This window comes from Pseudomonas sp. P8_229 (assembly GCF_034008635.1).
In the GTDB taxonomy this organism is placed as follows: Bacteria; Pseudomonadota; Gammaproteobacteria; order Pseudomonadales; family Pseudomonadaceae; genus Aquipseudomonas.
In genome coordinates this window covers 1,144,846-1,169,329 of sequence record NZ_CP125378.1, presented here as the reverse complement: position 1 = coordinate 1,169,329, position 24,484 = coordinate 1,144,846, and the positions used below count along the sequence as shown (strand labels likewise).

At 60.2% G+C, this 24,484-nt stretch carries 26 protein-coding genes; 19 read left to right on the top strand and 7 right to left on the bottom strand.

Annotated elements, in window-relative coordinates:
* The first annotated feature begins 6 nt into the window (after positions 1-6).
* The 6 genes from araG to QMK55_RS05150 all read left to right on the top strand — a co-directional run bounded on the left by araG (position 7) and on the right by QMK55_RS05150 (position 7,101).
* Complete coding sequence (araG, locus tag QMK55_RS05175) at positions 7-1,551, top strand: L-arabinose ABC transporter ATP-binding protein AraG (protein WP_320328795.1); 1,545 nt, start codon at positions 7-9, stop codon at positions 1,549-1,551.
* A gap of 12 nt (positions 1,552-1,563) precedes the next feature.
* Positions 1,564-2,532, top strand: a complete 969-nt coding sequence (gene araH / locus QMK55_RS05170; protein WP_027612371.1) for an L-arabinose ABC transporter permease AraH — start codon at positions 1,564-1,566, stop codon at positions 2,530-2,532.
* Between the two features lie 267 nt (positions 2,533-2,799).
* Positions 2,800-3,513, top strand: a complete 714-nt coding sequence (locus QMK55_RS05165) for a GntR family transcriptional regulator (protein ID WP_102354136.1) — start codon at positions 2,800-2,802, stop codon at positions 3,511-3,513.
* Positions 3,510-4,508 (top strand): ADP-ribosylglycohydrolase family protein, encoded by a 999-nt coding sequence (locus tag QMK55_RS05160; protein ID WP_025113032.1) that lies wholly within the window; start codon positions 3,510-3,512, stop codon positions 4,506-4,508. Before QMK55_RS05165 ends, QMK55_RS05160 begins: the two co-directional genes overlap by 4 nt.
* 204 nt (positions 4,509-4,712) lie before the next feature.
* Entirely contained in the window at positions 4,713-6,179 is a 1,467-nt protein-coding gene (locus QMK55_RS05155; protein WP_320328794.1) for a purine-cytosine permease family protein, read from the top strand.
* Positions 6,172-7,101, top strand: a complete 930-nt coding sequence (locus QMK55_RS05150; protein WP_320328793.1) for a PfkB family carbohydrate kinase — start codon at positions 6,172-6,174, stop codon at positions 7,099-7,101. The genes QMK55_RS05155 and QMK55_RS05150 overlap by 8 nt, the downstream gene beginning before the upstream one ends.
* 110 nt (positions 7,102-7,211) lie before the next feature.
* Here QMK55_RS05150 and QMK55_RS05145 read toward each other — a convergent pair whose 3' ends face one another.
* From QMK55_RS05145 to QMK55_RS05125, 5 genes are all read right to left on the bottom strand, one after another.
* On the bottom strand, positions 7,212-7,592 hold the full coding sequence (locus QMK55_RS05145) for a Rho termination factor N-terminal domain-containing protein (protein WP_102354133.1): 381 nt from the start codon (positions 7,590-7,592) through the stop codon (positions 7,212-7,214).
* A gap of 64 nt (positions 7,593-7,656) precedes the next feature.
* Positions 7,657-7,914, bottom strand: a complete 258-nt coding sequence (locus tag QMK55_RS05140; RefSeq protein ID WP_102354132.1) for a hypothetical protein — start codon at positions 7,912-7,914, stop codon at positions 7,657-7,659.
* Between the two features lie 44 nt (positions 7,915-7,958).
* The gene (locus QMK55_RS05135) at positions 7,959-8,297 is read right to left on the bottom strand and encodes a hypothetical protein (protein ID WP_102354131.1); all 339 of its coding nucleotides are present in this window, start codon (positions 8,295-8,297) and stop codon (positions 7,959-7,961) included.
* A gap of 82 nt (positions 8,298-8,379) precedes the next feature.
* Complete coding sequence (locus QMK55_RS05130; RefSeq protein WP_320328792.1) at positions 8,380-9,576, bottom strand: MFS transporter; 1,197 nt, start codon at positions 9,574-9,576, stop codon at positions 8,380-8,382.
* Between the two features lie 111 nt (positions 9,577-9,687).
* On the bottom strand, positions 9,688-10,341 hold the full coding sequence (locus QMK55_RS05125; protein WP_102354129.1) for an HD domain-containing protein: 654 nt from the start codon (positions 10,339-10,341) through the stop codon (positions 9,688-9,690).
* Between the two features lie 208 nt (positions 10,342-10,549).
* Between QMK55_RS05125 and QMK55_RS05120 the strand changes: the two genes are divergently transcribed.
* The 12 genes from QMK55_RS05120 to QMK55_RS05065 all read left to right on the top strand — a co-directional run bounded on the left by QMK55_RS05120 (position 10,550) and on the right by QMK55_RS05065 (position 20,332).
* A complete protein-coding gene (locus QMK55_RS05120; RefSeq protein WP_003226995.1) occupies positions 10,550-11,029 on the top strand; it encodes a GNAT family N-acetyltransferase in 480 nt (159 codons plus the stop codon).
* Positions 11,030-11,188: 159 nt separating this feature from the next.
* Entirely contained in the window at positions 11,189-11,851 is a 663-nt protein-coding gene (locus tag QMK55_RS05115) for a hypothetical protein (protein ID WP_320328791.1), read from the top strand.
* Entirely contained in the window at positions 11,848-12,342 is a 495-nt protein-coding gene (locus tag QMK55_RS05110; protein ID WP_102354127.1) for a PAAR domain-containing protein, read from the top strand. The genes QMK55_RS05115 and QMK55_RS05110 overlap by 4 nt, the downstream gene beginning before the upstream one ends.
* A 6-nt stretch (positions 12,343-12,348) precedes the next feature.
* Positions 12,349-13,095 (top strand): alpha/beta hydrolase, encoded by a 747-nt coding sequence (locus QMK55_RS05105; RefSeq protein ID WP_102354126.1) that lies wholly within the window; start codon positions 12,349-12,351, stop codon positions 13,093-13,095.
* A complete protein-coding gene (locus QMK55_RS05100; protein ID WP_320328790.1) occupies positions 13,095-13,589 on the top strand; it encodes a hypothetical protein in 495 nt (164 codons plus the stop codon). The genes QMK55_RS05105 and QMK55_RS05100 overlap by 1 nt, the downstream gene beginning before the upstream one ends.
* A 29-nt stretch (positions 13,590-13,618) precedes the next feature.
* Positions 13,619-14,131, top strand: coding sequence for a hypothetical protein (locus QMK55_RS05095; RefSeq protein ID WP_320328789.1), 513 nt, complete (start codon positions 13,619-13,621; stop codon positions 14,129-14,131).
* Entirely contained in the window at positions 14,128-15,066 is a 939-nt protein-coding gene (locus QMK55_RS05090; RefSeq protein WP_320328788.1) for a hypothetical protein, read from the top strand. Before QMK55_RS05095 ends, QMK55_RS05090 begins: the two co-directional genes overlap by 4 nt.
* Positions 15,067-15,143: 77 nt before the next feature.
* Positions 15,144-16,133 (top strand): 2-dehydro-3-deoxygalactonokinase, encoded by a 990-nt coding sequence (locus QMK55_RS05085; RefSeq protein ID WP_320328787.1) that lies wholly within the window; start codon positions 15,144-15,146, stop codon positions 16,131-16,133.
* 19 nt (positions 16,134-16,152) lie between these two features.
* Positions 16,153-16,773: a 2-dehydro-3-deoxy-6-phosphogalactonate aldolase gene (locus tag QMK55_RS05080; protein WP_320328786.1), complete on the top strand. Its 621-nt coding sequence runs from the start codon at positions 16,153-16,155 to the stop codon at positions 16,771-16,773.
* A gap of 61 nt (positions 16,774-16,834) precedes the next feature.
* Complete coding sequence (gene dgoD, locus QMK55_RS05075) at positions 16,835-17,983, top strand: galactonate dehydratase (protein WP_102354121.1); 1,149 nt, start codon at positions 16,835-16,837, stop codon at positions 17,981-17,983.
* A 174-nt stretch (positions 17,984-18,157) separates the two neighbouring features.
* Positions 18,158-19,468: an MFS transporter gene (locus tag QMK55_RS05070; protein ID WP_102354120.1), complete on the top strand. Its 1,311-nt coding sequence runs from the start codon at positions 18,158-18,160 to the stop codon at positions 19,466-19,468.
* A gap of 60 nt (positions 19,469-19,528) precedes the next feature.
* Positions 19,529-20,332, top strand: a complete 804-nt coding sequence (locus QMK55_RS05065; protein WP_096794901.1) for an IclR family transcriptional regulator — start codon at positions 19,529-19,531, stop codon at positions 20,330-20,332.
* 26 nt (positions 20,333-20,358) lie between these two features.
* On the opposite strand, the gene QMK55_RS05060 is transcribed toward QMK55_RS05065, so the two are convergent.
* Positions 20,359-21,411 (bottom strand): NAD(P)-dependent alcohol dehydrogenase, encoded by a 1,053-nt coding sequence (locus QMK55_RS05060; RefSeq protein ID WP_320328785.1) that lies wholly within the window; start codon positions 21,409-21,411, stop codon positions 20,359-20,361.
* A 190-nt stretch (positions 21,412-21,601) separates the two neighbouring features.
* Here QMK55_RS05060 and QMK55_RS05055 point away from each other — a divergent pair, with 190 nt between their 5' ends.
* Entirely contained in the window at positions 21,602-22,492 is an 891-nt protein-coding gene (locus tag QMK55_RS05055) for an AraC family transcriptional regulator (RefSeq protein ID WP_320328784.1), read from the top strand.
* A 185-nt stretch (positions 22,493-22,677) separates the two neighbouring features.
* Here QMK55_RS05055 and QMK55_RS05050 read toward each other — a convergent pair whose 3' ends face one another.
* Complete coding sequence (locus QMK55_RS05050; protein ID WP_102354117.1) at positions 22,678-24,342, bottom strand: electron transfer flavoprotein-ubiquinone oxidoreductase; 1,665 nt, start codon at positions 24,340-24,342, stop codon at positions 22,678-22,680.
* Positions 24,343-24,484 lie beyond the last annotated feature (142 nt).

Sequence of the window (24,484 nt, the reverse complement as noted above, 5' to 3'; positions counted from 1 at the left end):
ACTCAGATGCACGCGCAAGTACAGACACATGAAAACAGCAGCGGCGGCAGCCTGCGCTTCAACGGGATCGGCAAGACCTTTCCCGGGGTCAAGGCACTGGACGCGATCAGCTTCGTCGCCCATCCGGGGCAGGTCCACGCCCTGATGGGCGAGAACGGCGCCGGCAAGTCGACCCTGCTGAAAATCCTTGGCGGGGCCTACATCCCCAGCAGCGGCGAGTTGCAGATCGGCGAGCAGACCATGGCCTTCAAGTCGACGGCCGACAGCATCGGCAGCGGCGTCGCGGTGATTCACCAGGAGCTGCATCTGGTGCCGGAAATGAGCGTGGCCGAGAACCTGTTTCTCGGCCACCTGCCGGCCAGTTTCGGCCTGATCAATCGCAGCGCCCTGCGTCAGAACGCTCTGGCCTGCCTCAAGGGCCTGGCCGATGAAATCGATCCGCAAACCAAGGTCGGGCGCCTGTCGCTCGGCCAGCGGCAACTGGTGGAAATCGCCAAGGCGCTGTCCCGTGGCGCGCATGTGATCGCCTTCGATGAGCCGACCAGCAGCCTCTCGGCCCGCGAGATCGACCGTTTGATGGCGATCATCAGCCGCTTGCGCGATGAGGGCAAAGTGGTGCTCTACGTCTCGCATCGCATGGAAGAAGTGTTCCGCATCTGCGACGCGGTGACGGTGTTCAAGGATGGCCGTTACGTGCGCACCTTCGACGACATGAGCCAGTTGACCCACGATCAACTGGTGACCTGCATGGTCGGGCGCGACATTCAGGACATCTACGATTACCGCAGTCGTCCACGCGGCGCGGTAGCGCTGAAGGTCGACGGTTTGCTCGGCCCGGGACTGCGCGAGCCGGTGAGTTTCGAAGCGCACAAGGGCGAGATTCTCGGGCTGTTCGGCCTGGTCGGGGCTGGGCGCACGGAATTGTTCCGGCTGCTCAGCGGGCTCGAACGCAACACCGCCGGACGCCTGGAATTGCGCGGCCATGAACTGAAGCTGCGTTCGCCGCGCGACGCGATTGCCGCCGGGATCCTGCTGTGCCCCGAGGACCGCAAGAAGGAGGGGATCATCCCGCTGGCCAGCGTCGCCGAGAACATCAACATCAGCGCGCGCGGTGCCAACGCCAGCCTCGGCTGCCTGCTGCGCGGGCTGTGGGAGAAGGGCAACGCCGACAAGCAGATCAAGGCGCTGAAAGTCAAAACCCCGCACGCCGGCCAGCAGATCAAATTCCTTTCCGGCGGCAACCAGCAGAAGGCCATTCTCGGCCGCTGGCTGTCGATGCCGATGAAGGTCTTGCTGCTCGACGAACCCACCCGTGGCATCGACATCGGCGCCAAGGCCGAGATCTACCAGATCATCCATAACCTGGCTGCCGACGGCATCTCGGTGATTGTGGTGTCCAGCGACCTCATGGAGGTGATGGGCATTTCCGACCGCATTCTGGTGCTCTGCGAAGGCGCGCTGCGCGGCGAAGTCAGCCGCGATCAAGCCAATGAATCCAACCTGCTGCAACTGGCTTTGCCGCGCCATCGCGCTGACGGCGTGGCGAACTGAGAGGTGAACATGATGACCATCCAAAACAAGGCGCTGCCGACTCCCCGCAAACCGCTGGACCTGCGGCGCTTCCTCGACGACTGGGTCATGCTGCTGGCGGCCATCGGCATCTTCGTCGCCTGCACCTTGCTGATCGACAACTTCCTTTCGCCACTGAACATGCGCGGGCTGGGCCTGGCGATTTCCACCACCGGCATCGCCGCGTGCACCATGCTGTACTGCCTGGCGTCGGGGCATTTCGACTTGTCGGTGGGCTCGGTGATCGCCTGCGCCGGGGTGGTCGCGGCGGTGGTGATGCGCGACACCAACAGCGTGTTCCTCGGCGTCAGCGCGGCGTTGGTGATGGGCCTGATTGTCGGGCTGATCAACGGCATCGTGATTGCCAAGCTGCGGGTCAATGCGCTGATCACCACGTTGGCGACGATGCAGATCGTCCGTGGTCTGGCCTATATCTTTGCCAACGGCAAAGCGGTGGGCGTGTCACAGGAATCGTTCTTCGTCTTCGGCAACGGTCAGTTGTTCGGTGTGCCGGTGCCGATCCTGATCACCATCGTCTGCTTCCTGTTTTTCGGCTGGCTGCTGAACTACACCACCTACGGGCGCAATACCATGGCCATCGGCGGCAACCAGGAAGCAGCGCTGCTCGCCGGGGTCAACGTTGACCGGACCAAGATCATCATCTTCGCTGTGCACGGCGTGATCGGTGCGCTGGCCGGGGTGATCCTTGCCTCGCGCATGACCTCCGGGCAGCCGATGATCGGCCAGGGTTTCGAGTTGACCGTGATCTCGGCGTGTGTGCTGGGCGGGGTGTCGCTGAGTGGCGGGATCGGCATGATCCGGCACGTGATTGCCGGGGTGCTGATTCTGGCGATCATCGAGAATGCGATGAACCTGAAGAACATCGACACGTTTTACCAGTATGTGATTCGCGGTTCGATTCTGCTGTTGGCGGTGGTCATCGACCGCCTCAAACAACGTTGAGTCAAAAGCTACCCTCACCCCAGCCCTCTCCCGGAGGGAGAGGGGGCCGACCGAGGTGTCTTGCGTGATCCGTCGACCTGAAAGTTCTCGTCGATTATGGATTCGGCAAAGCACTTTCAGGTCGATGTATCTCCCAAATATCCCCCATTCAGTCCCCTCTCCCTCCGGGAGAGGGCTAGGGTGAGGGGCTTTTGATTCTGCCGCCTTTCGTCACTACCTCTAAATTTTCCTTGCTCGCCAATGCCCGTTTCGGGTATCACTTTGTACATGATTAGACAGGTACGATTTGACAAGAAACAACGGGTGGTCGACGAGCTCGTCCGGCGCATCGAAAGCGGCCTCATGGAGGACGGCTTTCTGTTGCCCGGCGAGCATCAGTTGGCTCAGGAATTTAACGTCAGCCGTGGCACGTTGCGCGAAGCGCTGGCCGAACTGAAACGGCGCAACTACATCGCCACGCAAAGCGGCGTCGGCTCCATCGTCACGTTCGACGGTGTGGTGCTCGACCAGCGCAGCGGCTGGGCGCAGGCGCTGGCCGACAGCGGGGCGCTGATCAACACCGAAGTGTTGCGTCTGCAAGCCGTGACCCGGCCCGACCTGCTCTCGCGTTTGGGCACCGACCAATTCATCACCCTCGACCGCCGTCGTCGCTCCAACGACGGCACGCTGGTGTCCCTCGAACGCTCGTTGATGCCGGCCACCGGCGGCCTGGAAAGCCTGCCGCGCGTCGGTCTGATCGACAACTCGCTGACCATCACCCTGGCCGCCTACGGCTACATCGGCGAGCGCGGCGATCAGTGGATCGGCGCCGAACCGCTGAATGCCGAAGATGCCGAACTGCTCGGGCGCCCGGTTGGCACCGTTTTCCTCAAGGCCCTGCGCACCACTTACGACCGGCGGAACCGTTTCATGGAGCAGGTCGAAAGCCTGCTCGACCCGGTGCATTTCCGCCTGCACCTGCAATTTGGAGAATCGAAATGACCGCGCTCAACCGTGCCCTCGGTGCGTTTTATGGCCTGGCCCTCGGTGATGCGCTGGGCATGCCGACGCAATCGCTGAACCGCGAAACGATCAAGACCCGCTTCGGCCGGATCACTGATCTGCAGGACGCAGGGCCCCTGCAACCGATCGCCGCCAACATGCCCAAAGGTTCGATCACCGATGACACCGAACAGGCGATTCTGGTCGGCCAATTGCTGCTCGAAGGCAAGGGCCGGATCGAGCCGGCGGTGCTCGCCCAACGGCTGATCGAGTGGGAAGCCGAGATGCAGGCCAAGGGTTCGCAGGACCTGCTCGGCCCATCGACCAAACGCGCCATTGAAATGATCCTCGCCGGCCACTCGCCAGAGGAGGCCGGGCGCTATGGCACCACCAACGGCGCGGCGATGCGCATCACCCCGGTGGGTATCGCGGCGGACGTGGCTGATCCACAGCGTTTCATCGCGGCCGTGGTGCAGGCCTGTCAGGTCACCCACAACACCACGCTGGGGATTTCCAGTGCGGCGGCGGTGGCGGCAGTGGTCTCGGCCGGAATCAACGGCATGGACCTGGGCGAGGCGTTGAACCTCGGCCAGCAGATTGCACAACAGGCCGAGGCACACGGGCACTGGGTCGCCGGCGGGCGTATCGCTTCGCGCATCAGTTGGGCGCGCAGCATCAGCGTCGACAGTGACAAGGCGCTGCTGGCGGACTTGCTGTACGACGTGATCGGCACGTCGGTGGCATCGCAGGAGTCGGTGGTGGTGTCGTTCGCCCTGGCGCAGCAAGTGGCGGTGGGTGAGATGAGCGCGTTCGATGCGTTGTGCATGGCCGCCAGCCTGGGCGGTGACACCGACACCATCGCGGCGATACTTGGCGCCATGCTCGGGGCCTGCCTGGGCCTTGAGAGCTGGCCGGCGCCGATGATTGCCACGGTGAAAGCGGTCAATCATCTGGAGCTTGAGCCGTTGGTGCAGGGGCTGTTGGCTTTGCGCTGATCGGGCTGACGCTTTCGCGAGCAGGCTCTCTCCCACAGGGATTACACGGAACCTGTGGGAGAGAGCCTGCTCGCGAAGGCCGCACCGCAAATTTCGAATTTTCAACCCGCAATGGATCGCGCAGACAGGCCGAGGAAGGCCGGGATGTCTTGTCGTACTGCATCATTGCCACAACCACAATAAAGGCAAACAGGAGCACTGTTCATGAGTTCATCAAACGCCGGGCAAAGCGCCGGGCAACTGGAAACCCGGGGTATCGAACCGGTGCCGGAAGCCGAGTGCAACGGCCATCCGCTGCAATTGTTCTGGGTCTGGTTCGCGGCCAACATTTCCATTCTCGGTCTGCCGCTGGGCGCCACGCTGGTGGCGTTTCGCGGGCTGGCGATCTGGCAGGCGATCATCGTCGCGATCATCGGTGCAGCCGGTTCGTTCGCGGTGGTGGGGATCATCTCGATTGCCGGCCGTCGTGGCCGTGCACCGAGCCTGACCTTGTCGCGCGCGATCTTCGGCGTACGCGGCAACATCGGCCCGACGCTGGTCTCGCTGATGTCGCGTCTGGGCTGGGAAACCGTCAACACCACCACGGCGGCATTCGTGTTGCTGTCGCTTTGCTCAATCCTGTTCGGCTCCCCGGTTGAAGCGAAAAGCGCACCCGTGCTGACGCTGATCTTCATTGCGATTTTCGTTTTGCTGACCCTGTCGGTTTCCGGCCTTGGCCATGCGACCCTGCTAGTAATCCAGAAGTGGGCGACCTATGTGTTCGGTGCGCTGAATATTCTGGTTGGCGGCTTCCTCTGCGCGACCATCGACTGGAGCGCTGTGTTCAACGCTACACCCGCGCCGATGAGCGCGATGATCATCGGCATTGGCACCATGGCTGCAGGCACCGGGATCGGCTGGGCCAACGCCGGTGCCGACATGTCGCGTTATCAGCATCGCAGCGTCAAAGCCGTGCGTCTGGTCGCGTCGGCGGCATTCGGCGCGGGGATTCCGCTGGTGCTGCTGATCACCCTCGGCGGCCTGCTGTCGGTGGGCAACAATGACCTGGCGTCGGCGACGGATCCGATCGTGGCGATCCGCGACATGCTGCCGACGTGGATGGCGGTGCCGTACCTGATCACCGCATTCGGTGGCCTGCTGTTGTCGAACAATCTCTCGGTGTACTCCGCCGGTCTGACCACGTTGACCCTGGGCCTGAAGGTCAAACGCGTTTATGCGGTGGTGGTGGATATCGTCGCGATCTTTGCCGGTTCGATCTACTTCATGCTGATCGCCGACAGCTTTTACGGCCCGTTCATCACCTTCATTTCGCTGCTGGCGGTGCCGATTACCGCGTGGGTCGGGATCTTCGTGGTCGACCTGATTCACCGTCACTACTACAGCTCCAAAGACCTGCTCGACGTCAGTCCGAGCAGCGCCTATTGGTACAGCGGCGGCATCGAGTGGCGCGCATTCGGCGCGTGGGCGATTGCCATCGTGCTCGGTTTCAGTTTCACCACCATCGGTACCACCGCCGAGAACGTCTGGTTCAAGGGTTTCCTGTCCGACTCCTGGCTGGGTCACAACGGTCTGGGCTGGATCGTGACTTTCGTGGTCGCCGGTGGCATTTACTGGGTCCTCGGCGGGGCGAAAGATCGCCGCGCCGCGCAAGTCGAGAATGCTCATGCCTAAGATGTTGCACACCGGCCAGGTCATCATCGACCTGATCATGGCTGTGGATCAGCTGCCGCAAGTCGGCGGCGATGTGCTGGCGAAGTCGGCCGGTTTCGAGGCCGGCGGTGGTTTCAACGTGATGGCCGCTGCCGTGCGCAATGGCTTGCCGGTGGTTTATCTCGGCCGCCATGGCAGTGGGCGTTTCGGCGACCTGGCGCGCCAGGCGATGAATGAAGAGGGCATCCACATCGGGATCAAAACGCCTGCGCAACGCGACACAGGGATATGCGTGGCGCTGACCGATGCGTCGGCCGAGCGCAGTTTCATTTCCTACATCGGCGCTGAAGGCGAGGTCACGCAAGACGACCTGAACAGCGTGGCGGCCGAGGTTGGCGATTACGTCTACGTCAGCGGCTACAGCCTGCTCCACGCCGGCAAGGCGCAGGCGCTGCTGGACTGGACGCTGGCGCTGCCGGATACGATCAACGTGGTGTTCGATCCGGGCCCCTTGGTCGAGTCGCCGGACTCGGTGTTGATGCAGGCCCTGTTGCCGCGCATCGATGTGTGGACCAGCAACAGCGTCGAGGCGCTGCGCTTCACCGCAGCTGCGGACATCAGTGATGCCCTGGATCGCCTGGCCGAGCATCTGCCCGATGACGTGCTGATGGTGGTGCGCGACGGGCCGCAGGGTTGCTGGATCCACCAGCGCGGCGAGCGTCGGCATGTACCGGGGTTCGCCGTGAAAGCAGTCGACAGCAACGGCGCGGGTGATGCCCATGCCGGGGTATTCGTCGCGGGATTGGCGCAGGGTTTGTCTGCCCATGAAGCGGCGCGGCGTGCGAATGCGGCAGCGGCTATCGCGGTGACGCGCTGGGGGCCGGCGACTTCGCCGGGGGAGGCAGAGGTGGATGCGTTTATCCTCGATTCCGGCGGCGCCTGATCTACCGCTTTCGCGAGCAGGCTCGCTCCCACATTGGATTTGCGTCGTTCACAACCCTCCCTGTGGAAGCGAGCCTGCTCGCGAAGGGGCCATAAGCACCAATACAGATATCAGCCAGCCTTGCGCAACGCCTCGATCAACTCCTGCTTACGCATCGACGAACGTCCTGGAATCTGTTTCGCCCGCGCCTCTTTCCTCAAACTGTCCACGGTCTGCACTTCCCGCGAAGCCTTGCTGTCACGCGCATGCCCCTCACGACTGGCCACCGCGCGCCGCGATGATTCCTTGCGATCCTCGGACTTGGCGCTCGCCGGTTTCTTGCGCCCGGAGCCGCCGGCCTTTTCGCCACCGCCCGACTGTTTGTTCACCGTGGCCCAGGCACGGGCCTCGGCAGCGTCCCTGGACAGGCCTTTGTTCTCGTAGCTGTCTTCAATGTGCTGCGCCTTGCGCTTCTGCTCGGCGGTGTATTTGTCTTTGCTTCCACGAGCCATGGGGATTGCTCCTGTTGCAGGCAGATGTGGCCGTTCCCCGCGCAGGCAGCGAACGGCCGGGACGTTACTGCAGATCCAGTTTGCGCGCCGCTTCTACACCGGCGGCGCTAAGCTTGATCGGCAGGTTCAACGAGTGTTCGCCGGCCTCGTTGCAGGTCACATGACCGTGGTGGATCAGCCCGCGATCCTGCAGGGCGGCGAGGGTGCTGGCCACGACTTTCTCACCGCGATAGTTGTCCAGCACCTCTTTGCCCAGTCCGCTCGGATGGGCGTGTAGCAGACGGGTGAGGACTTCTTTTTCCAGGTTTTTATCGACGTTCATGGTTACCTCTTCATGGATGTGAATAGGACGCTCGCGTCGGCGAACTACTGACCGGTGCCTTCGGAGCCCGAACCACCGGTGGTGGTTTTCGAGCCCATGCCAGGGCCGGCGCTATCGGGTGTAGCGGGGGAGTCGGGGGTGTTCATGCCACCCTGGCGGCCGGGATCACTGCCTTGGGTGCGCGGATCAGTGCCCGTGGCGGGCGGTTGATTGATCAAGGGAACGCCGGAGCCATCGGTGTTCATGCCGGGAGCACTATTGATGGCGGGCGCGCGTGGCGGTGGAACCGGATCGGTCGGGCCGGTGCCTGCTGCGGTGGCGGCAAAAGCCGCTGGGCAGAGCAGGGCGCTGAAAACGAGGGCAGTCAACCTTGACGAGATCATAGGGTTTCTCCAGTGATTGGAATCCTTACCTGTCGTTGGTCTGCCCTTGAACTGGATTGGTGCCTGATGAACGACGAACGGTCTAGCTTGCCTGCACAGGGTTGAAAGGAGGGCGCCGCCAGAGCAAACGGCCAACCGTGATCAGCCAGTTCGTCAGCGCCACGCTCAGCACGGTGAGCAACAGCGTCGACAGGCCTTGGTCGACGATGATTTTCCCGGCCAATAATGGGAAACCGAACACTCCAATGAAGTACGAAAGACTGAACAGCAGCAGTGCCTGGGACGTGGTGCCGTGGGGCGCCTCGTTGGCGGCGAGGCCGTTGATCACCGAATATGTCAGGCCATAACCGACACCGAGCATGACCGCCGCCAGCAGATAGCTGAAGCCACTGTGTACGCCGAACGCGAACAGCACGATCGAGCCCAGCATCAACCCCGATAGCAGGCACGAGGCCCACAGCGGATCACGCTTGACCACAAAGCCTGCGATCAACATCCGGCTGCTGATCGCCGCGCTCATGAAACCAAGGAAAAACAACGAGTAGTCCAGCGAGTGGGCGGCGGCGTAACTGGTCTGGAAGCTCGACAGCCCGCCGAACACGCAGCCACCCAAACCGACCATGATGATCGGAAACAGGGCGCGCGATCCGAGCACTTGAGTGGTCGCTTGCCAGGTGATTTTTGCAGCCGTTGTGGCCTGTGCGCTTTTCAGTTTTGCGCCGAGTTGCCAGAACAGCAGCACGCCGATCAGGCTCGCCAGCGCGGCCAGATAAAACGCCGAGGTCAGCGGCAGGCCCAAGGCACTGGCTGCCCGCCCGAGCAACGGCCCGCTGCCGATTCCGGTCATCATGCTGCCGGACAACAAGGCAAAGTATTTCGCCCGTTGCGCCGGACTCACCAGACTGGCGACGATGATCGGCCCCAACGTGTAGAAAACGCCCCAGCCCAAACCCAGCAGTAAACCGAAAAACAGCAGCAGATCACCGAACCCCGGCGTTAGCGCAAAACCCAGACTCGCCGCCACCAGCAACAGGCCGAACAAGGCAATCGAACGCGCCGCACCGAGCAGGTCAGACAGGTGCCCGGACACCAGCACGGCGACGAATGTACTGAGCATCGCCGCACTGATCACACTGCCGGCGTCGTGCTCATTACCGCCGCGCGAGCCGATCAGCAACGACAGCAAAAACGTTGAGCCGTAGGACAGCGACAACAGATAACTGGCGAGGCAGAACAGGCCGAACAGTCGGCCCGAGACCTGGGGTGTTGCTGGCGGCATGACGCGATTCCTTGACCGGAAGAGTTGAGCGTCATCTATCTAACATGCCATGGGCGCGGGTTAGGTCCGAGCTTGCTGAAGTCAGGATCGCTGCGCACCGGAGTAACGGCTTCAGGCGATACCGATTTCCTCCTTGAATTGCTCCATGAAGCCCTGCAGGCGCTGATGACGGATCTGCGCCAGCCGCTGACCGGCTCTGGTCTGGAAACCCTTGGCGAGGTGCAACAGTTTGGTCTGGAAATGATCGAGACAAAAACGTTTGTCGTCGTAGTCGCGTGCTTTGGCTTCGGGGTCGAGCGGGTCGTACAGCGCACTGCCCATGCGCCCGGCGACGTAGAAGGTACGGGCGACGCCGAGCATGCCTAATGAATCGAGCCGGTCAGCGTCCTGGACGAGCTTCGCCTCAAGGGTGAGCGGGGTGATGTTGGCGGAAAAACTGTGGGCTTCGATGGCGTGGGCGACAGCGGCGATTTTGCTTTCGTGCCAATCCAGTTCAGCCAGCACGTTTGCGGCTTTCTCTGCGGCGAGGCGCGAAGCCTGCGAGCGCAGCGGCGAGTTCTTCTCGACAGCCACGCAGTCGTGCAGCAACACAGCGGCGAGCAGCACTTCAACGTCACCACCTTCCTCGGCCTGCAAGGTGCGCACGTTGTGCCAGACCCGTTGCAGGTGAGCGAGGTCGTGGGCGCCGTCGTCGGAGGGTTCGAGGGCGTGGGGCAGCAGTTCGCTGGCGAGGGTGATCAGAGGGGCAAAAACGCTGGCAGGCATAAGTGTTCTTTCAAGTTGAGTTGAGCTTCTGTGGCGAGGGGATTTATCCCCGATGGACTGCGCAGCAGTCCCCTTGGTCAGGGCCGCTTCGCGCCCCATCGGGGATAAATCCCCTCGCCACTGTACTAGACAGGTTGTGTATTGCCATGTGACGAGCGCCGCATCCGGCCTTAGTATGGCGCTTTCCATTTTCCGACAAGGCCCGTCCATGACGATCGAAATCCGCCCGGCGACCCCCAGCGATGCTCCGCAAATCCTCGCCTTCATCACCGAACTGGCAGATTTCGAAAAGGCCCGCCACGAAGTGATCGCCAGCGTCACCGACATCGAGCGCAGCCTGTTCAGCGAAGGCGCCACCGCCCACGGCCTGATCTGCCTGCGTGACGGAGTGCCGATCGGTTTCGCGGTGTTCTTCTTCAGCTATTCGACCTGGCTGGGCAGCAACTGCCTGTACCTCGAAGACCTCTACATCACCCCCGAACAACGCGGCGGCGGTGCCGGCAAAACCCTGTTGCGACACCTGGCGAAAATCGCCTGCGCCAACGACTGCGGACGCTTCGAATGGAGCGTACTCGACTGGAACACCCCGGCCATCGAATTCTACAAATCCCTTGGCGCGCAGCCGCAGGAAGAGTGGGTGCGCTATCGCATGGATGGCAAGGTGTTGCGCGAGTTTGCCGAGGGCTGAGGTAAATGATGGCAATCCAATGTTGAATCGATTGCCGTCACCGCTCTAGTCCGGCATTCTACGCGCCATTTTTGCGCGCTCACGGACGACACCTGCAATGCCTCTGGCACAATTTTTCCACGCCCGTGGAGCCTTCGCTGCGTCAACGAGTGACCAGCGATGAGCGGACTACGGGCGTCGATCCGCCTGTACGGTCTGGTCAGAAACCTCGGCTCAAGCGACAACCCTAATCGCCAACCGGTGGACATCCTCTGCACCGTCAACCGCCTCGGTGGCAAAGCCATCCGTGCGTTTGTCTCGCGGCTCGATGCCGAGCTGATGGCGCGTAGCGCGGGCTACGACGACTACCGCGTGATACCGCTGCGCACGTTCGATCCGAACGGGTTCATCGACGCGCATCAAGGCTGGCTGACCCTGCACGTGTGCTGCGGGTTTATCGCACCCGCCGGGCAATCGATTTTTCACCAAGGCGTGCTGTCGCCGATGGGCTGGTATGTCTACTCGGAAACTGGCCGCTGGACGGCCGAACGCTATCTGGATTTCGGCCCGCAAATGGCCGAACTGCTGCAAACCACCTACGAACTGCATCGGCTGACCGGTTACAACACCTGGCTCAACCAACTCGACGACGCCACCGCCGCCGAATTGCACTGGCATGCCGACGAATCCTGGCAACAACTGCAAACCCTCACCCCCCCGAACAGTCGCGAGCATTGTCACGCGCTGTTTGATTCCGTCGACAACCGCTGGCGTTTCGCCGCGACCGATGTCGACTTCTATCAGCCTCACCCGGAACCTCTGAAGCAAGGAGCTTTGAATTGAGTGGTAAACCCGCTGCCCGCGTCACCGACCCAACCGCCTGCCCACTGCCAGGCCACGGCAACAACCCGATCGTCTCCGGCTCGCCGGACGTGTTCTTCGATGGACTCCCCGCTGCGCGCATGACCGATAAATCGGCGTGCGGCAGCCCGATTACCGGCGGTGTTTCCGCCACGGTATTCATCAACGGCCTGAACGCCGCGATGCTCGACAGCACTGGCGGGCACGGCAATGTCGTGGTCGGTGGGTCGGGGACGGTGATTATTGGACAGAGCGGGGGAGGGGCGGCGTTTAGTGGGTTGTTGCCGATGCCGGTGCATTTCACAGACAGATTGCAAGTAGTGAATGATTCGACCGGAGAGCCTGTTCCTTATCACCCCTACACAATCCAGCGTGGTGACGGCAGTGAAGAACATGGCATTACGGATGCTTCGGGATTTACGCATACCGTCAGTTCGCATTTGGCTGAAACCATTAAATTGTTTGTGGAGTAAATAAAAATGGCTGATGGAGGTGTGGTAGCTGAAGCGCCAGTTGCTCCCGTAGCGAAAAGGGAAGTTAAAAGTCACGTGCTAACTTGCAAGACCGATCAGACAGTCAAGCAGGTCTCAGTTAGTATTCCCGATGTCATGATATTTTTTGTTGGTGGAGCGGGTGATCAAGAGCGATATTATGTCACTGGGCCGAACTATAACGTTGACTACGTTAAAAAAATAACCACTGAAGATGCGAGGCCGCTTGGAGTTACACAGTACTGCAAGTCGCGCTCACTCGGATACAATCACTTTATGAGTGAAGAGGATCTGAATAAGAATGTTATCGAAGAAATTAATAGCTGCGATACCGCAGTTTATATAATTGGTCATAGTCTGGGCGGCTGGAACGGTGCTCATCTATCTGCCGTTTTAACCGATCGTGGTTTTAAAGTGAAAATGCTTGTGACTTTAGACCCCGTGGGGCACGGGAAAATCGTTTATGGAATCTCGAAAATATATAGGCAAGAGCCCAAGCCGAAAGCGGATTATTGGGTGAATATCAGAGCCGCTGCCAAGGACTGGAATTTTTCTGACCTTGTTGCTGATTTTGGGGAACAATGGGAAATCACTGAGGGGCCGGACGTTATGGGGCGGGTTGATATAAATCATGCGGATGCGAACTTGATGTTCGTGCAACCATTATCGAATGGAATGACTGCTCGGCAGATATTTAATGAGTCGATACTTGATAACACCAAGAGGAAAATTTGATGAGAAAAATATTCCTGATGTTTCTGATGTTGGTCGTCTCTGGTTGCTCTTTATATCATGGTCGGCCAATCGCCACGCTCCAGTTTTCGAAAGTTGAAAGGTTTCGTGATACTGATATGTATCAAGTTTATTTTACTTCGGATGTGGAAATTCTTGGGTTGTTCAAGTCTTATATTGGTGAGGGACTGGTTTGCTCGCTCAGCGATGATCTGGATTTTTCTCAAGCACATCATATAAAGCAATCGGGATTTGGTTTGGTTGAGAAGGTGTCGGCTGAGCCAGCGCTTTACAGGGCTAACGTGATTTTTAGTGAGTCTGAAAAAAGTAGTGGTGGTGAGCGATATCTGCAAGGAGATACTTTGGCCCCTTTCTTACTCAAAAAAGACTCTATCGTTTGTTTGTTTCGGGTTCATTCCACAACGTACACGACTTACTTCTCTAACCTTATGCACCTCCCTAGCAAAGAACTGTTGAACGCGAAGGCTCAGTATTGACGGAATGCATTTTGAGAAAATATATAGGTGTGAGTTTGTTGTTTTTGTGCAGTGCTTGCACGCAAAACCCGCCAGTGCCGCCCATAGATATACAGTTTGAGTCTGTAAGCTATGTACCTGGTTACGAACGTTTTAATGTCCGGTTTTCTTCGGATAAGGATTTGCTGAAATTCTTCGACGTCAATGCTGGTAGAAACCAGACCTATGAAGGGTTGGCCTGCTATCTGGGCGCAAAAGTGGAACTCTCTGAAAGGCAGGGTGAGTCAGACTATCTGGATGGCATGATGGTTGAAGTTGATCGCAAGGACTCACAGACCAGGTATCAGTACTCGGCGGAGCTGATTGCGGTTCATACCGACCATGAGTACGGCTCGAATACCTTCATTTCTTCGAAAGAGCTCTTGGGGTTGTTGAATTCTCACAATGCTTTGGCATGCCGGTTTTATGCCTCCGCTTATGGCTATGGGCGTTATTACTCAAGACCAATGGGTGTTCCAGCCTCCGATTTTGTTCGCGTTCTGACTAAGGAGGAGGAACGTTGAACTTACGTATCTACAAATGGCTGCTGTTGAGTAGTTTCTTGATGTGTTCATCCTGCCTGCATCTCGACGTTCCACCTGCCCGGCTTGAATTTGTCTCGATCAATCACGCATTTTCTTCCTTGTACGATCTGCGTTTCACCTCTGACCGAAACCTCATCGATTTGTATGAAGTGCATGGATTGAGGGGCCAGATTGGAACCTCGATTCATTGCTCGTTGAAGGGTGACCTGAATTTTTCCGTCGAACATCAGATCGCTCTGGAAGCTTCGGGGACGGTCAGTGAAATGCGTTTGATCGAAGGCGACCGCCGGTATGAGATGTTTGCAAGGATCAACCTGAAGAATCACGCCCTCAACGACGGCCGGGAGTGGGTCAGGCCCGTTGAATTGGTGCAGATCCTCGAACCGCAGGAATACATTCCATGCAAGGTGGTGATCACCGCGTTTCCGTATGTCGCCTACTACTCAAGAGTCATGTACATCCCCACGTCGCGATTCATTGCCCAGTTGGAAAACCCTCGTGTGGCACCGTCGCGTGTCTCGCTTAAAACCTCTGACCAGCCGCGTTCATTGCTGCCACTTGCGTCGGTGTGCATCGTGCGTTGGCGCTATGAATTGGCAGCAGGATATGACCGGATCGACAGTCTCGGGCTATGCAGTGATTTGCCCTATGCCGGAATGTTGGCCTCCTTTGCGCCGAACAGGACGAAATTGCGGATTGTTTCAGAAGCAGAGAGAACGCCTGCGCCGCAGGCGGCATACATCATCATTCGAGGAGATGGACGTCAGGAGCCAGGCATAGCCGACGAACAGGGTCGTACGCATGAGGTGGGAGCGAGTGAGCATGAATCATTGAGCGTCATCCTCAAAAAGAACCTGGACCCTGTCGAGCGATGGACGCCTTGGATTGAGGGTGTCCCAAAATATGGGATGTAAAATTACATATTGAGATTTCCCGCCTGAGAGGTCTATAGTCCAGCTCACTCACTGCCAATAACAAAACAGGTGAAGCGATGCTGGCGCAATTGATCGCGCTCGATTGGGGGACGACCTCCCTACGTGCTTACAAACTCGCGGCGGGCGGGCAGGTGCTGGCGCAGCGGTCGCTGTCGTTCGGGATCATGCAGTTGCCGAAGACGCCGCGAGTCATCAACGGTCGTGAATGCGCCGATGGTTTTGAACTGGCGTTCGACGAGGCGTGCGGCGACTGGCTCGATGCGCAACCCGATTTGCCGGTGATTGCCTGTGGCATGGTCGGCAGCGCTCAAGGCTGGCGCGAAGCGTCCTACCGCGATACGCCGGCCAACGTCGCCGATCTCGGAAAATCCCTGCAAACCGTTGGCAGTCTTCGCGGTGTCGATGTGCATATCGTACCGGGTGTGATTCAGCGTTCGGCGCTGCCGAACGTGATGCGCGGCGAAGAAACCCAGGTCCTCGGCGTCCTGCAGAATCTGCCGGTCGAGGCGGGCAATGATCTGTTGATCGGCCTGCCGGGCAGTCATTCGAAATGGGTGGAAGTGGCCGACGGCTGCATCACTCGCTTCGACACCTTCATGACCGGCGAAGTGTTCGCCGTGCTCAGTGAGCACAGCATTCTCGGCCGTACTCAACAGCACAGCAGGACGTTCGACGCCGAGGCATTCGATCGCGGCGTGCAGGTGGCGCAGTCGTCGGAAGGCGAGATCGGCGTGCTGTCGACCCTGTTCAGCGCCCGCAGCCTGGGCCTGACCGGTGAACTCGGCGCTACCGCGCAACCGGATTATCTGTCCGGCCTGCTGATCGGCCACGAGTTGGCAGCGTTAGCCACCGTGCAACGGCGCCGTCGCAACAGTGCACAGCTTCCTTCGATCATCCTCATCGGCAACACGCAGTTGTGCGCCCGCTACAGCCGTGCGCTCGACGCCTGCGGTTTCGCCCGGGTAACCCTGGCCGAACAGGCCACCGAGCGTGGGCTGTGGCAATTGGCGCTCGCCGCCGGACTGATCGATTCCTCATCCCGTTAACCCTGACTGGAGGCCTGACATGCTCAAGCAAGCACTGGCGCAAAACGGTCTGATCGCGATCCTGCGTGGCCTGCATCCGCAGGAAGCCGGCGCTGTCGGAGAAGTCCTGTATGCAGCCGGATTTCGCGTCATCGAAGTACCGCTCAATTCCCCTTCGCCGTACGAAAGTATCCGCATTCTGCGCAAGACCTTGCCCGCCGATTGCCTGATCGGTGCCGGCACGGTGCTGACGCCGGAGCAGGTTGAGCGGGTGAAAGAAGCCGGCGGCCAAGTGATTGTCATGCCGCACAGTGATGCCAAGGTTTTACGCGCAGCAAAAGCGGCAGGGCTGTTTCTGTCGCCGGGTGTCGCCACGCCGACCGAAGCCTTCGCGGCGCTGGAGGAGGGCGCGGACATTCTCAAGCTGTTTCCGGCCGAGCAGATGGGCCCGGCGGTGGTCAAGGCCTGGCTGGCGGTGTTGCCAGCGGGGACGGTGCTGGCGCCGGTCGGCGGGATCACGCCGGACAACATGCAGGCGTTTATCGATGCCGGCGTGAAAGGTTTCGGCCTCGGTTCCGGCCTGTTCAAACCGGGCATGACGCCGGAGCAAGTGGCGGTGAGCGCCAAGGCCTACGTGGCTGCGTGGAAGGCGCTTCGCTAAGACTTTTTGGCGCTGCGTGCGCTGCACCTAATAAGAGCTGCATTTACAAAAGAGAGCAGAGATGAAAATCACCAAACTCACCACCTTCATCGTGCCGCCGCGCTGGTGCTTCCTCAAGGTCGAAACTGACGAAGGTGTGACCGGTTGGGGCGAGCCCGTGGTTGAAGGGCGCGCCCACACCGTCGCCGCTGCGGTCGAGGAATTGTCCGACTACCTGATCGGTAAAGACCCACGCAATATCGAAGACATCTGGACTGTGCTGTATCGCGGCGGCTTCTACCGTGGCGGCGCGATTCATATGAGTGCGCTGGCCGGTATCGATCAGGCGCTGTGGGACATCAAGGGCAAGGCGCTCGGGGTGTCGGTTAGTGATCTGCTCGGTGGTCAGGTGCGCGACAAGATTCGCGTGTATTCGTGGATCGGCGGTGACCGTCCAGCCGACACCGCGCGTGCGGCTCAAGAGGCGGTGAGCCGTGGCTTCACGGCGGTGAAAATGAACGGCACCGAAGAGCTGCAGTTCCTCGATTCCTTCGAGAAAGTCGATCTGGCATTGGCCAACGTCGCCGCTGTGCGTGACGCGGTCGGGCCGAACGTCGGTATCGGTGTCGACTTTCATGGTCGGGTGCATAAACCGATGGCCAAGGTGCTGATGAAGGAACTCGATCCGTACAAGCTGATGTTCATCGAAGAACCGGTGCTCAGCGAAAACTACGAAGCACTGAAGGAGCTGGCGCCGCTGACCAGCACGCCGATTGCCCTCGGTGAGCGGCTGTTCTCGCGTTGGGACTTTAAACGGGTGTTGAGCGAAGGTTACGTCGACATCATCCAGCCGGATGCCTCGCACGCCGGCGGCATCACTGAAACCCGCAAGATCGCCAACATGGCCGAAGCCTACGACGTGGCGCTGGCGCTGCATTGTCCGCTGGGGCCGATTGCGCTGGCGGCGTGTCTGCAACTCGACGCGGCCTGTTACAACGCGTTTATCCAGGAACAGAGCCTGGGCATCCATTACAACGAGAGCAACGACTTGCTCGACTACGTGAAGGATCCACGGGTGTTCGATTACGACAAAGGCTTCGTGAAGATCCCGAACGGGCCGGGGCTGGGCATCGAGATCAATGAGGAATACGTGATCGAACGCGCCGCCGTCGGCCACCGCTGGCGCAACCCGATCTGGCGCCATGCCGATGGCAGCTTCGCCGAGTGGTGAGTCCTGCCTGACACACCCGATGAGATCGTTCCCACGCTCTGCGTGGGAATGCCTCAATGGACGCTCTGCGTCCGCTTTTGGGACGCAGAGCGTCCCGGGCTGCATCCCCACGCGGAGCGTGGGAACGATCAGGCCATAGGCCGACCTCAATAATCATAAGAAGAGGCACTCCCCATGCCACCGCAAACCCTCACCGGGCAGGCGTCTTTAGTCACGCCCAGCCGCAAGCGGTTTTTCATCATGGTGTTGCTGTTCATCACCGTGGTCATCAACTACCTCGACCGCAGCAATCTGTCGATTGCCGCGCCCGCGCTGACCAGCGAGCTGGGCATCGATCCCGTTCACGTCGGGCTGATTTTCTCCGCGTTCGGCTGGACCTACGCCGCGATGCAGATCCCCGGCGGTTGGCTGGTAGATCGGGTGCCGCCGCGTATTCTGTACAGCGTCGCGCTGTTGCTGTGGTCGCTGGCCACGGTGATGCTCGGCTTTGCCGCGAGTTTCATCGCACTGTTTGTGCTGCGCATGGCGGTCGGCGCGCTGGAAGCTCCGGCTTATCCGATCAACAGCCGCGTGGTGACCACCTGGTTTCCCGAGCGCGAACGGGCCACGGCGATTGGTTTCTACACCTCCGGGCAGTTTGTCGGGCTGGCATTTCTGACCCCGGTGCTGGCCTGGCTGCAACATGAGTTCGGCTGGCACATGGTGTTCGTCGCCACCGGTGCGGCGGGGATTGTCTGGGCGGCGATCTGGTACGCGGTGTATCGCGAGCCGCGAGATTTCAAGGGCGCCAACGAAGGCGAAATCGAGCTGATTCGCGAGGGCGGCGGGTTGGTGGATATCCAGGCCGACACCGCCAAGGTCAAAGCCAGATTCAGCTGGACCGATCTGGGTATAGTCCTGACCAAACGCAAGTTGTGGGGCATCTACCTGGGCCAGTTCTGCCTGAACTCGACGCTGTGGTTTTTCCTGACGTGGTTCCCGACCTACCTGGTGAAATACCGTGGCATGGACTTCATCAAGTCCGGGCTACTGGCGTCGCTGCCGTTTCTCGCCGCGTTCATTGGCGTGCTGTGTTCGGGGTTCTTTTCCGACTTGCTGATTCGGCGTGGCTGCAGTGTGGGCTTTGCGCGCAAGTTGCCGATCATCGGCGGGCTGTTGATTTCCACCTCGATCATTGGCGCCAACTTTGTCGAGTCGACACCGCTGGTGATCGCCTTCCTGGCGCTGGCGTTTTTCGGCAACGGGCTGGCGTCGATCACCTGGTCGCTGGTCTCGACATTGGCGCCGGCGCGGTTGCTGGGGCTGACCGGCGGGGTGTTCAACTTCATCGGCAACCTGTCGGCAATTGCCACGCCGATCGTCATCGGTTTTCTCGCCAGCGGCGATTCGTTTGCCCCGGCGATCACCTATATCGCCGTGCTGGCCTTGATCGGTGCGTTGTCCTACGTGCTGTTGGTGGGCAAGGTCGAGCGTATCGAGTTGTAGTGGTCCACATCGGGCGACCATAATGCCGCCCGTTCCCTCGCTCAACGGTAAAGGCTGGATATGCAGGAAGACGCCCCGGAAAAAACCAAGGACGCCGCACCCACCGGCACCCAGACGCTGCTTCGCGGATTGGGTGTGGTGCAGGCGGTGGCCAGTGGCGCCCGCGATCTGAAAGAGATCGCCCGGCTGATCGGCACCACGCGCAGCACCACCCATCGTCTGGCCAGTTGCCTGGTGGACGAGCGCTACCTGCGCGTGGTGCCGCAAATCGGCTATCTGCTGGGGCCGAAGCTGATCGAGCTGGGGTTTCAGGCGCGCGAAGAGTTGCCGCTGGTGAGTCTGGCCGGGCCGTATCTGGACGAGTTGTCGGCCCTGACCGGCGACACCGTGCACTTGGGCATTCGTGAAGGCGACGAGGTCTTGTACCTGCTGAAGAATCCGGGGCGCAATGGCCCGGAAATGCGTTCGCGGGTCGGCCATCGCATGCCGCTGGCGCGCACCGGGATCGGCAAGGCCTTGATGCTCGACGATGCGCCGCAGGATTGGCAGCGGCTGTACGACATCAGCCTGCCGGCGGGTGGGAAAAGTCAGTTCTGGCCGCAGCATCCCCAACAGTCGTGGGAACAGCTTGAGCAGCGCATGACCGAGTACGTGGCTGGCGGCTACGCGTTCGATCTGGAAGACAATGAACCGTCGATCCGCTGCGTGGCGGCGCCGATTCGCGATGCGAGCAAGCGCATTGTGGCGGCGATCAGCATCGCCAGCACCGTGCCGTACATGCCGCTGGAAAAAATGGCCGAGCTGATCCCCCTGATCAAAGGGGTCACAGCCCGGCTGTCGGCGGAGCTTGGCTTGAAGGTATAAGCCTTGAAGGTACGAACCTTGAAGGATTAAAGCTTCAGCGTCGCCATGTCGATCACGAAGCGGTACTTCACGTCACCGGCGATCATGCGGGCGTAAGCCTCGTTGATCTGGCGGATGTCGAGCATTTCGATATCGCAGGTGATGTTGTGCTCGGCGCAGAAATCCAGCACTTCCTGGGTTTCGGCGATGCCCCCGATCAACGAACCGGCCAGCACCCGGCGGCCCAGCACCAGATTGGCAGCATGCACCGGCGGGTCGATCGGCTCGATCAGCCCGACCAGAATGTGCACGCCATCAAAGCGCAGGGTTTGCAGGTACGGGTTGAGGTCGTGCTGCACCGGAATGGTGTCGAGCAGGAAGTCGAATTGACCTGCGGCGGCGGCCATCTGTTCGGCATCGGTGGAGATGATCACATGGTCGGCGCCCTGACGGCGACCTTCCTCGGCTTTGCTCGCCGAGCGGGTGAACAGTGTGACTTCGGCGCCCATCGCTTTGGCGAACTTGATGCCCATGTGGCCAAGGCCACCCATGCCGAGAATCCCGACCTTGTCGCCAGCCTTGACCCCGTAGTGCTTGAGCGGCGAGTAGGTGGTGATGCCGGCACAAAGGATCGGCGCGGCGCTGGCCAGGTCGAGTTTCTCCGGGATGCGCACCACGAAGTGCTCGCTGACGACGATGCTGTCCGAGTAGCCGCCCATGGTGTTGCTGCCATCGACCCGATCCGGGGTGGCGTAAGTCATGGTCGGGCCTTCGAGGCAGTATTGCTCGAGGTTCTGCTGGCAGGCAGCGCAGGTGCGGCAGGAGTCGACCATGCAGCCGACACCGACCAGATCGCCTACTTTATGTTGAGTGACGCTGGCACCGACGGCGGTGACTTTTCCGACGATCTCGTGGCCGGGCATCAGCGGATACACGGCGATGCCCCATTCGTTGCGCGCCTGGTGGATGTCGGAGTGGCAGACGCCGCAGTACAGGATCTCGATCGCCACGTCGTCAGCGCGAGGGCTGCGGCGTTCGAATTTCATTGGGGCGAGGGGGGTGGTGGCCGATTGGGCGGCATAACCGATAGCGGTGTACATGAGGAACCTCGCAGAAGCAGTGACAGGTGAGGTGGCGCATTCTGGGCGTCGTCCGCCGCTGCGGCCATGACGATTCCTCCGGCTCTCATGCCTAATCCTCCGGCATGCAGGTCTGGGCGAGCGCATTGGCAAAAGGATCTGCGATGATGCTTGCATGCCTTTTTCCGTGACTTTTTTGAAGACCCCTCCGATGCAGTTGACCCGCCACCTTGATGCCAATGCCACGCTGGTTTCGCTGATCGAACCGCTGGCGCTCCGCGACGGTTACAGCCAGACCGGGCTGCCCGGTGTGCAGGTGTTGCGCGCCAGTTGTGACGTCGCGCGTGGCCCGCACATTTATGAGCCGAGCCTGATGATCATCGCCCAGGGCAGCAAGCTGGCGTTCCTCGGTCCGCGCACTATGGAATATGGCGCCGGGCACTACCTGATTCAGGCGCTGCCGGTGCCATTCGAGTGCGAAACCTTTGCCTTGCCGGATGCGCCGTTGCTGGGGGTGTCGGTAGCGATCGACCGGGTGCTGCTCGGCGAGCTGGTACTGACCATGGGGCTGGCGCCCGGGCGGCATATCCCGGCGCAAACGCCGGAGTCGATGACCTCGGTGGTGCTCGACGATGACATGCGCGGCTGCGTCGAACGCTTGTTACGCTGCCTGCACGATCCGCTGGAGCGGCAGATTCTCGGGCCGGCGCGGGTGCGTGAATTGTTGTTCACTGCGTTGCGCGGGCCGCAGGCCGATGTGTTGCGCGCGCTGGTCGAGCAGCAGGGACAGTTCGCCCGGGTTGCGGCGTCGATCAGTCATCTGCATGCGCATTACACCGAGCCGCTGAATGTCGAGACCCTGGCCAGTTGCGCCAACATGAGTGTTTCGACCTTCCACGAGCACTTCAAGCGCAGCACGTTGCTGTCGCCGGTGCAGTACCTGAAGCGCTTGCGGTTGCTCAAGGCGCAGACCTTGCTGATCGCCGAGGGGCTGGGCGTGGCGCAGGTCGCGCATCGGGTGGGGTATCAGAGCACGTCGCAGTTCAGTCGCGAGTACAAGCGCTACTTCGAGCGCAGCCCGGGTGACGAACGCGTTGCCTGAGTCTGCACAAATCCTTTGTAGGAGTGAGCCTGCTCGCGATAGCGGTGTGTCAGTCAACGATGATGCTGGCTGATACAACGCTATCGCGAGCAGGCTCACTCCTACAGTAGTTTTGTGGTGAAACAAAAAGCTATGAGCAACAAAAAGGCCCCCAATTCGGGAGCCTCGTTGTTCAGCTATACGACTTACATGTTCGGGTAAGTCGGGCCGCCGGCGCCTTCCGGCGTGACCCAGGTGATGTTCTGCGAAGGATCCTTGATGTCACAGGTCTTGCAGTGCACGCAGTTCTGAGCGTTGATCTGGAAGCGCTTCTCGCCGTCTTCCTTGGTGATCACTTCGTACACACCGGCCGGGCAGTAGCGCTGCGCCGGTTCGTCGTACAGCGGCAGGTTCTTGCTGATCGGGATGCTCGGGTCGGTCAGCTTCAGGTGGCAAGGCTGTTCTTCTTCGTGGTTGGTACCGGAGATGAACACTGAGCTCAGTTTGTCGAAGCTGAGTTTGCCGTCCGGCTTCGGATAGTCGATTTTCTTGCAGTCGGCCGCGAGCTTGAGGCAAGCGTAATCCGGCTTGGTGTCGTGCAGGGTGAACGGCAGTTTGCCGCCGAAGATGTTCTGGTCCAGCCAGTTGAAACCACCGCCGACGATCGCGCCGAACTTGTGGATCGCCGGGCCGAAGTTGCGGCTGGCGAACAGTTCGTCGTAGAGCCAGCTCTTTTTGAACGCGTCGACGTAGGACGTCAGCTCTTCAGTGCCGTCCTTTTCAGCGAACAGAGCGTCAGCTACCGATTCTGCGGCAAGCATGCCGGACTTCATCGCGGTGTGGCTGCCCTTGATCTTGGCGAAGTTCAGGGTGCCGAGGTCGCAGCCGATCAGCGCGCCGCCCTTGAAGACCATTTTCGGCAGCGAGTTCAGGCCACCTTTGCAGATTGCGCGAGCGCCGTAGCTGATGCGCTTGCCGCCTTCCAGGTACTGAGCCAGCACCGGGTGATGCTTGAGGCGCTGGAACTCGTCGAACGGCGACAGGTAAGTGTTGCTGTAGGACAGGTCAACGATCAGACCGACCACGACCTGGTTGTTTTCCAGGTGATAGAGGAACGAGCCACCAGTGTTCTCGGTGCCCATGATGTCCAGCGGCCAGCCGGCGGTGTGCACCACCAGGCCTGGCTGATGTTTGGCCGGGTCGATTTCCCAGATTTCTTTCAGGCCGATGCCGTAGTGCTGGGCGTCGGCATCGCTGTCGAGGTTGTAGCGCTTGATCAGTTGCTTGCCGATGTGGCCACGGCAGCCTTCGGCGAACAGCGTGTACTTGCCACGCAGTTCCATGCCCGGGGTGTACAGGCCTTCTTTCGGGTTGCCTTCACGGTCGACGCCCAGATCACCGGTGATGATCCCGCGCACGATGCCACTTTCGTCGATCAATGCTTCCTGAGCGGCGAAGCCCGGGTAGATTTCCACGCCCAGGTTCTCGGCCTGCTGAGCCAGCCAGCGGCACAGGTTACCCAGGGAAATAATGTAATTGCCTTCGTTGTGCATGGTCTTGGGCACAAAGAAGTCAGGGATTTTCTGCGCGCTTTCGGCGTTTTTCAGCACGAAAATATCGTCGCGGGTGACCGGAGTGTTCAGCGGGGCGCCGAGTTCTTTCCAGTCCGGGAACAGTTCGTTCAGAGCGCGTGGTTCGAATACGGCGCCGGAAAGGATGTGTGCGCCGACTTCGGAGCCTTTTTCGACCACGCAGACGCTGATTTCCTTACCGGCTTCGGCGGCCTTCTGCTTCAGACGGCAGGCGGCGGACAGGCCAGCGGGGCCGGCACCGACGATGACCACGTCGAATTCCATGTATTCGCGTTCCACAGGCTATCTCCTACTCAAGGCTCAACAGTTTTTTTTCTAATTTGGAGGTTCGGTGTCGCATCCGTTATTGCCTTTACGTTAACGTCAAGGGTAATAATGGGCAAACCAACTTTCTCTCTAGGCGGCGCATTATATCTACACC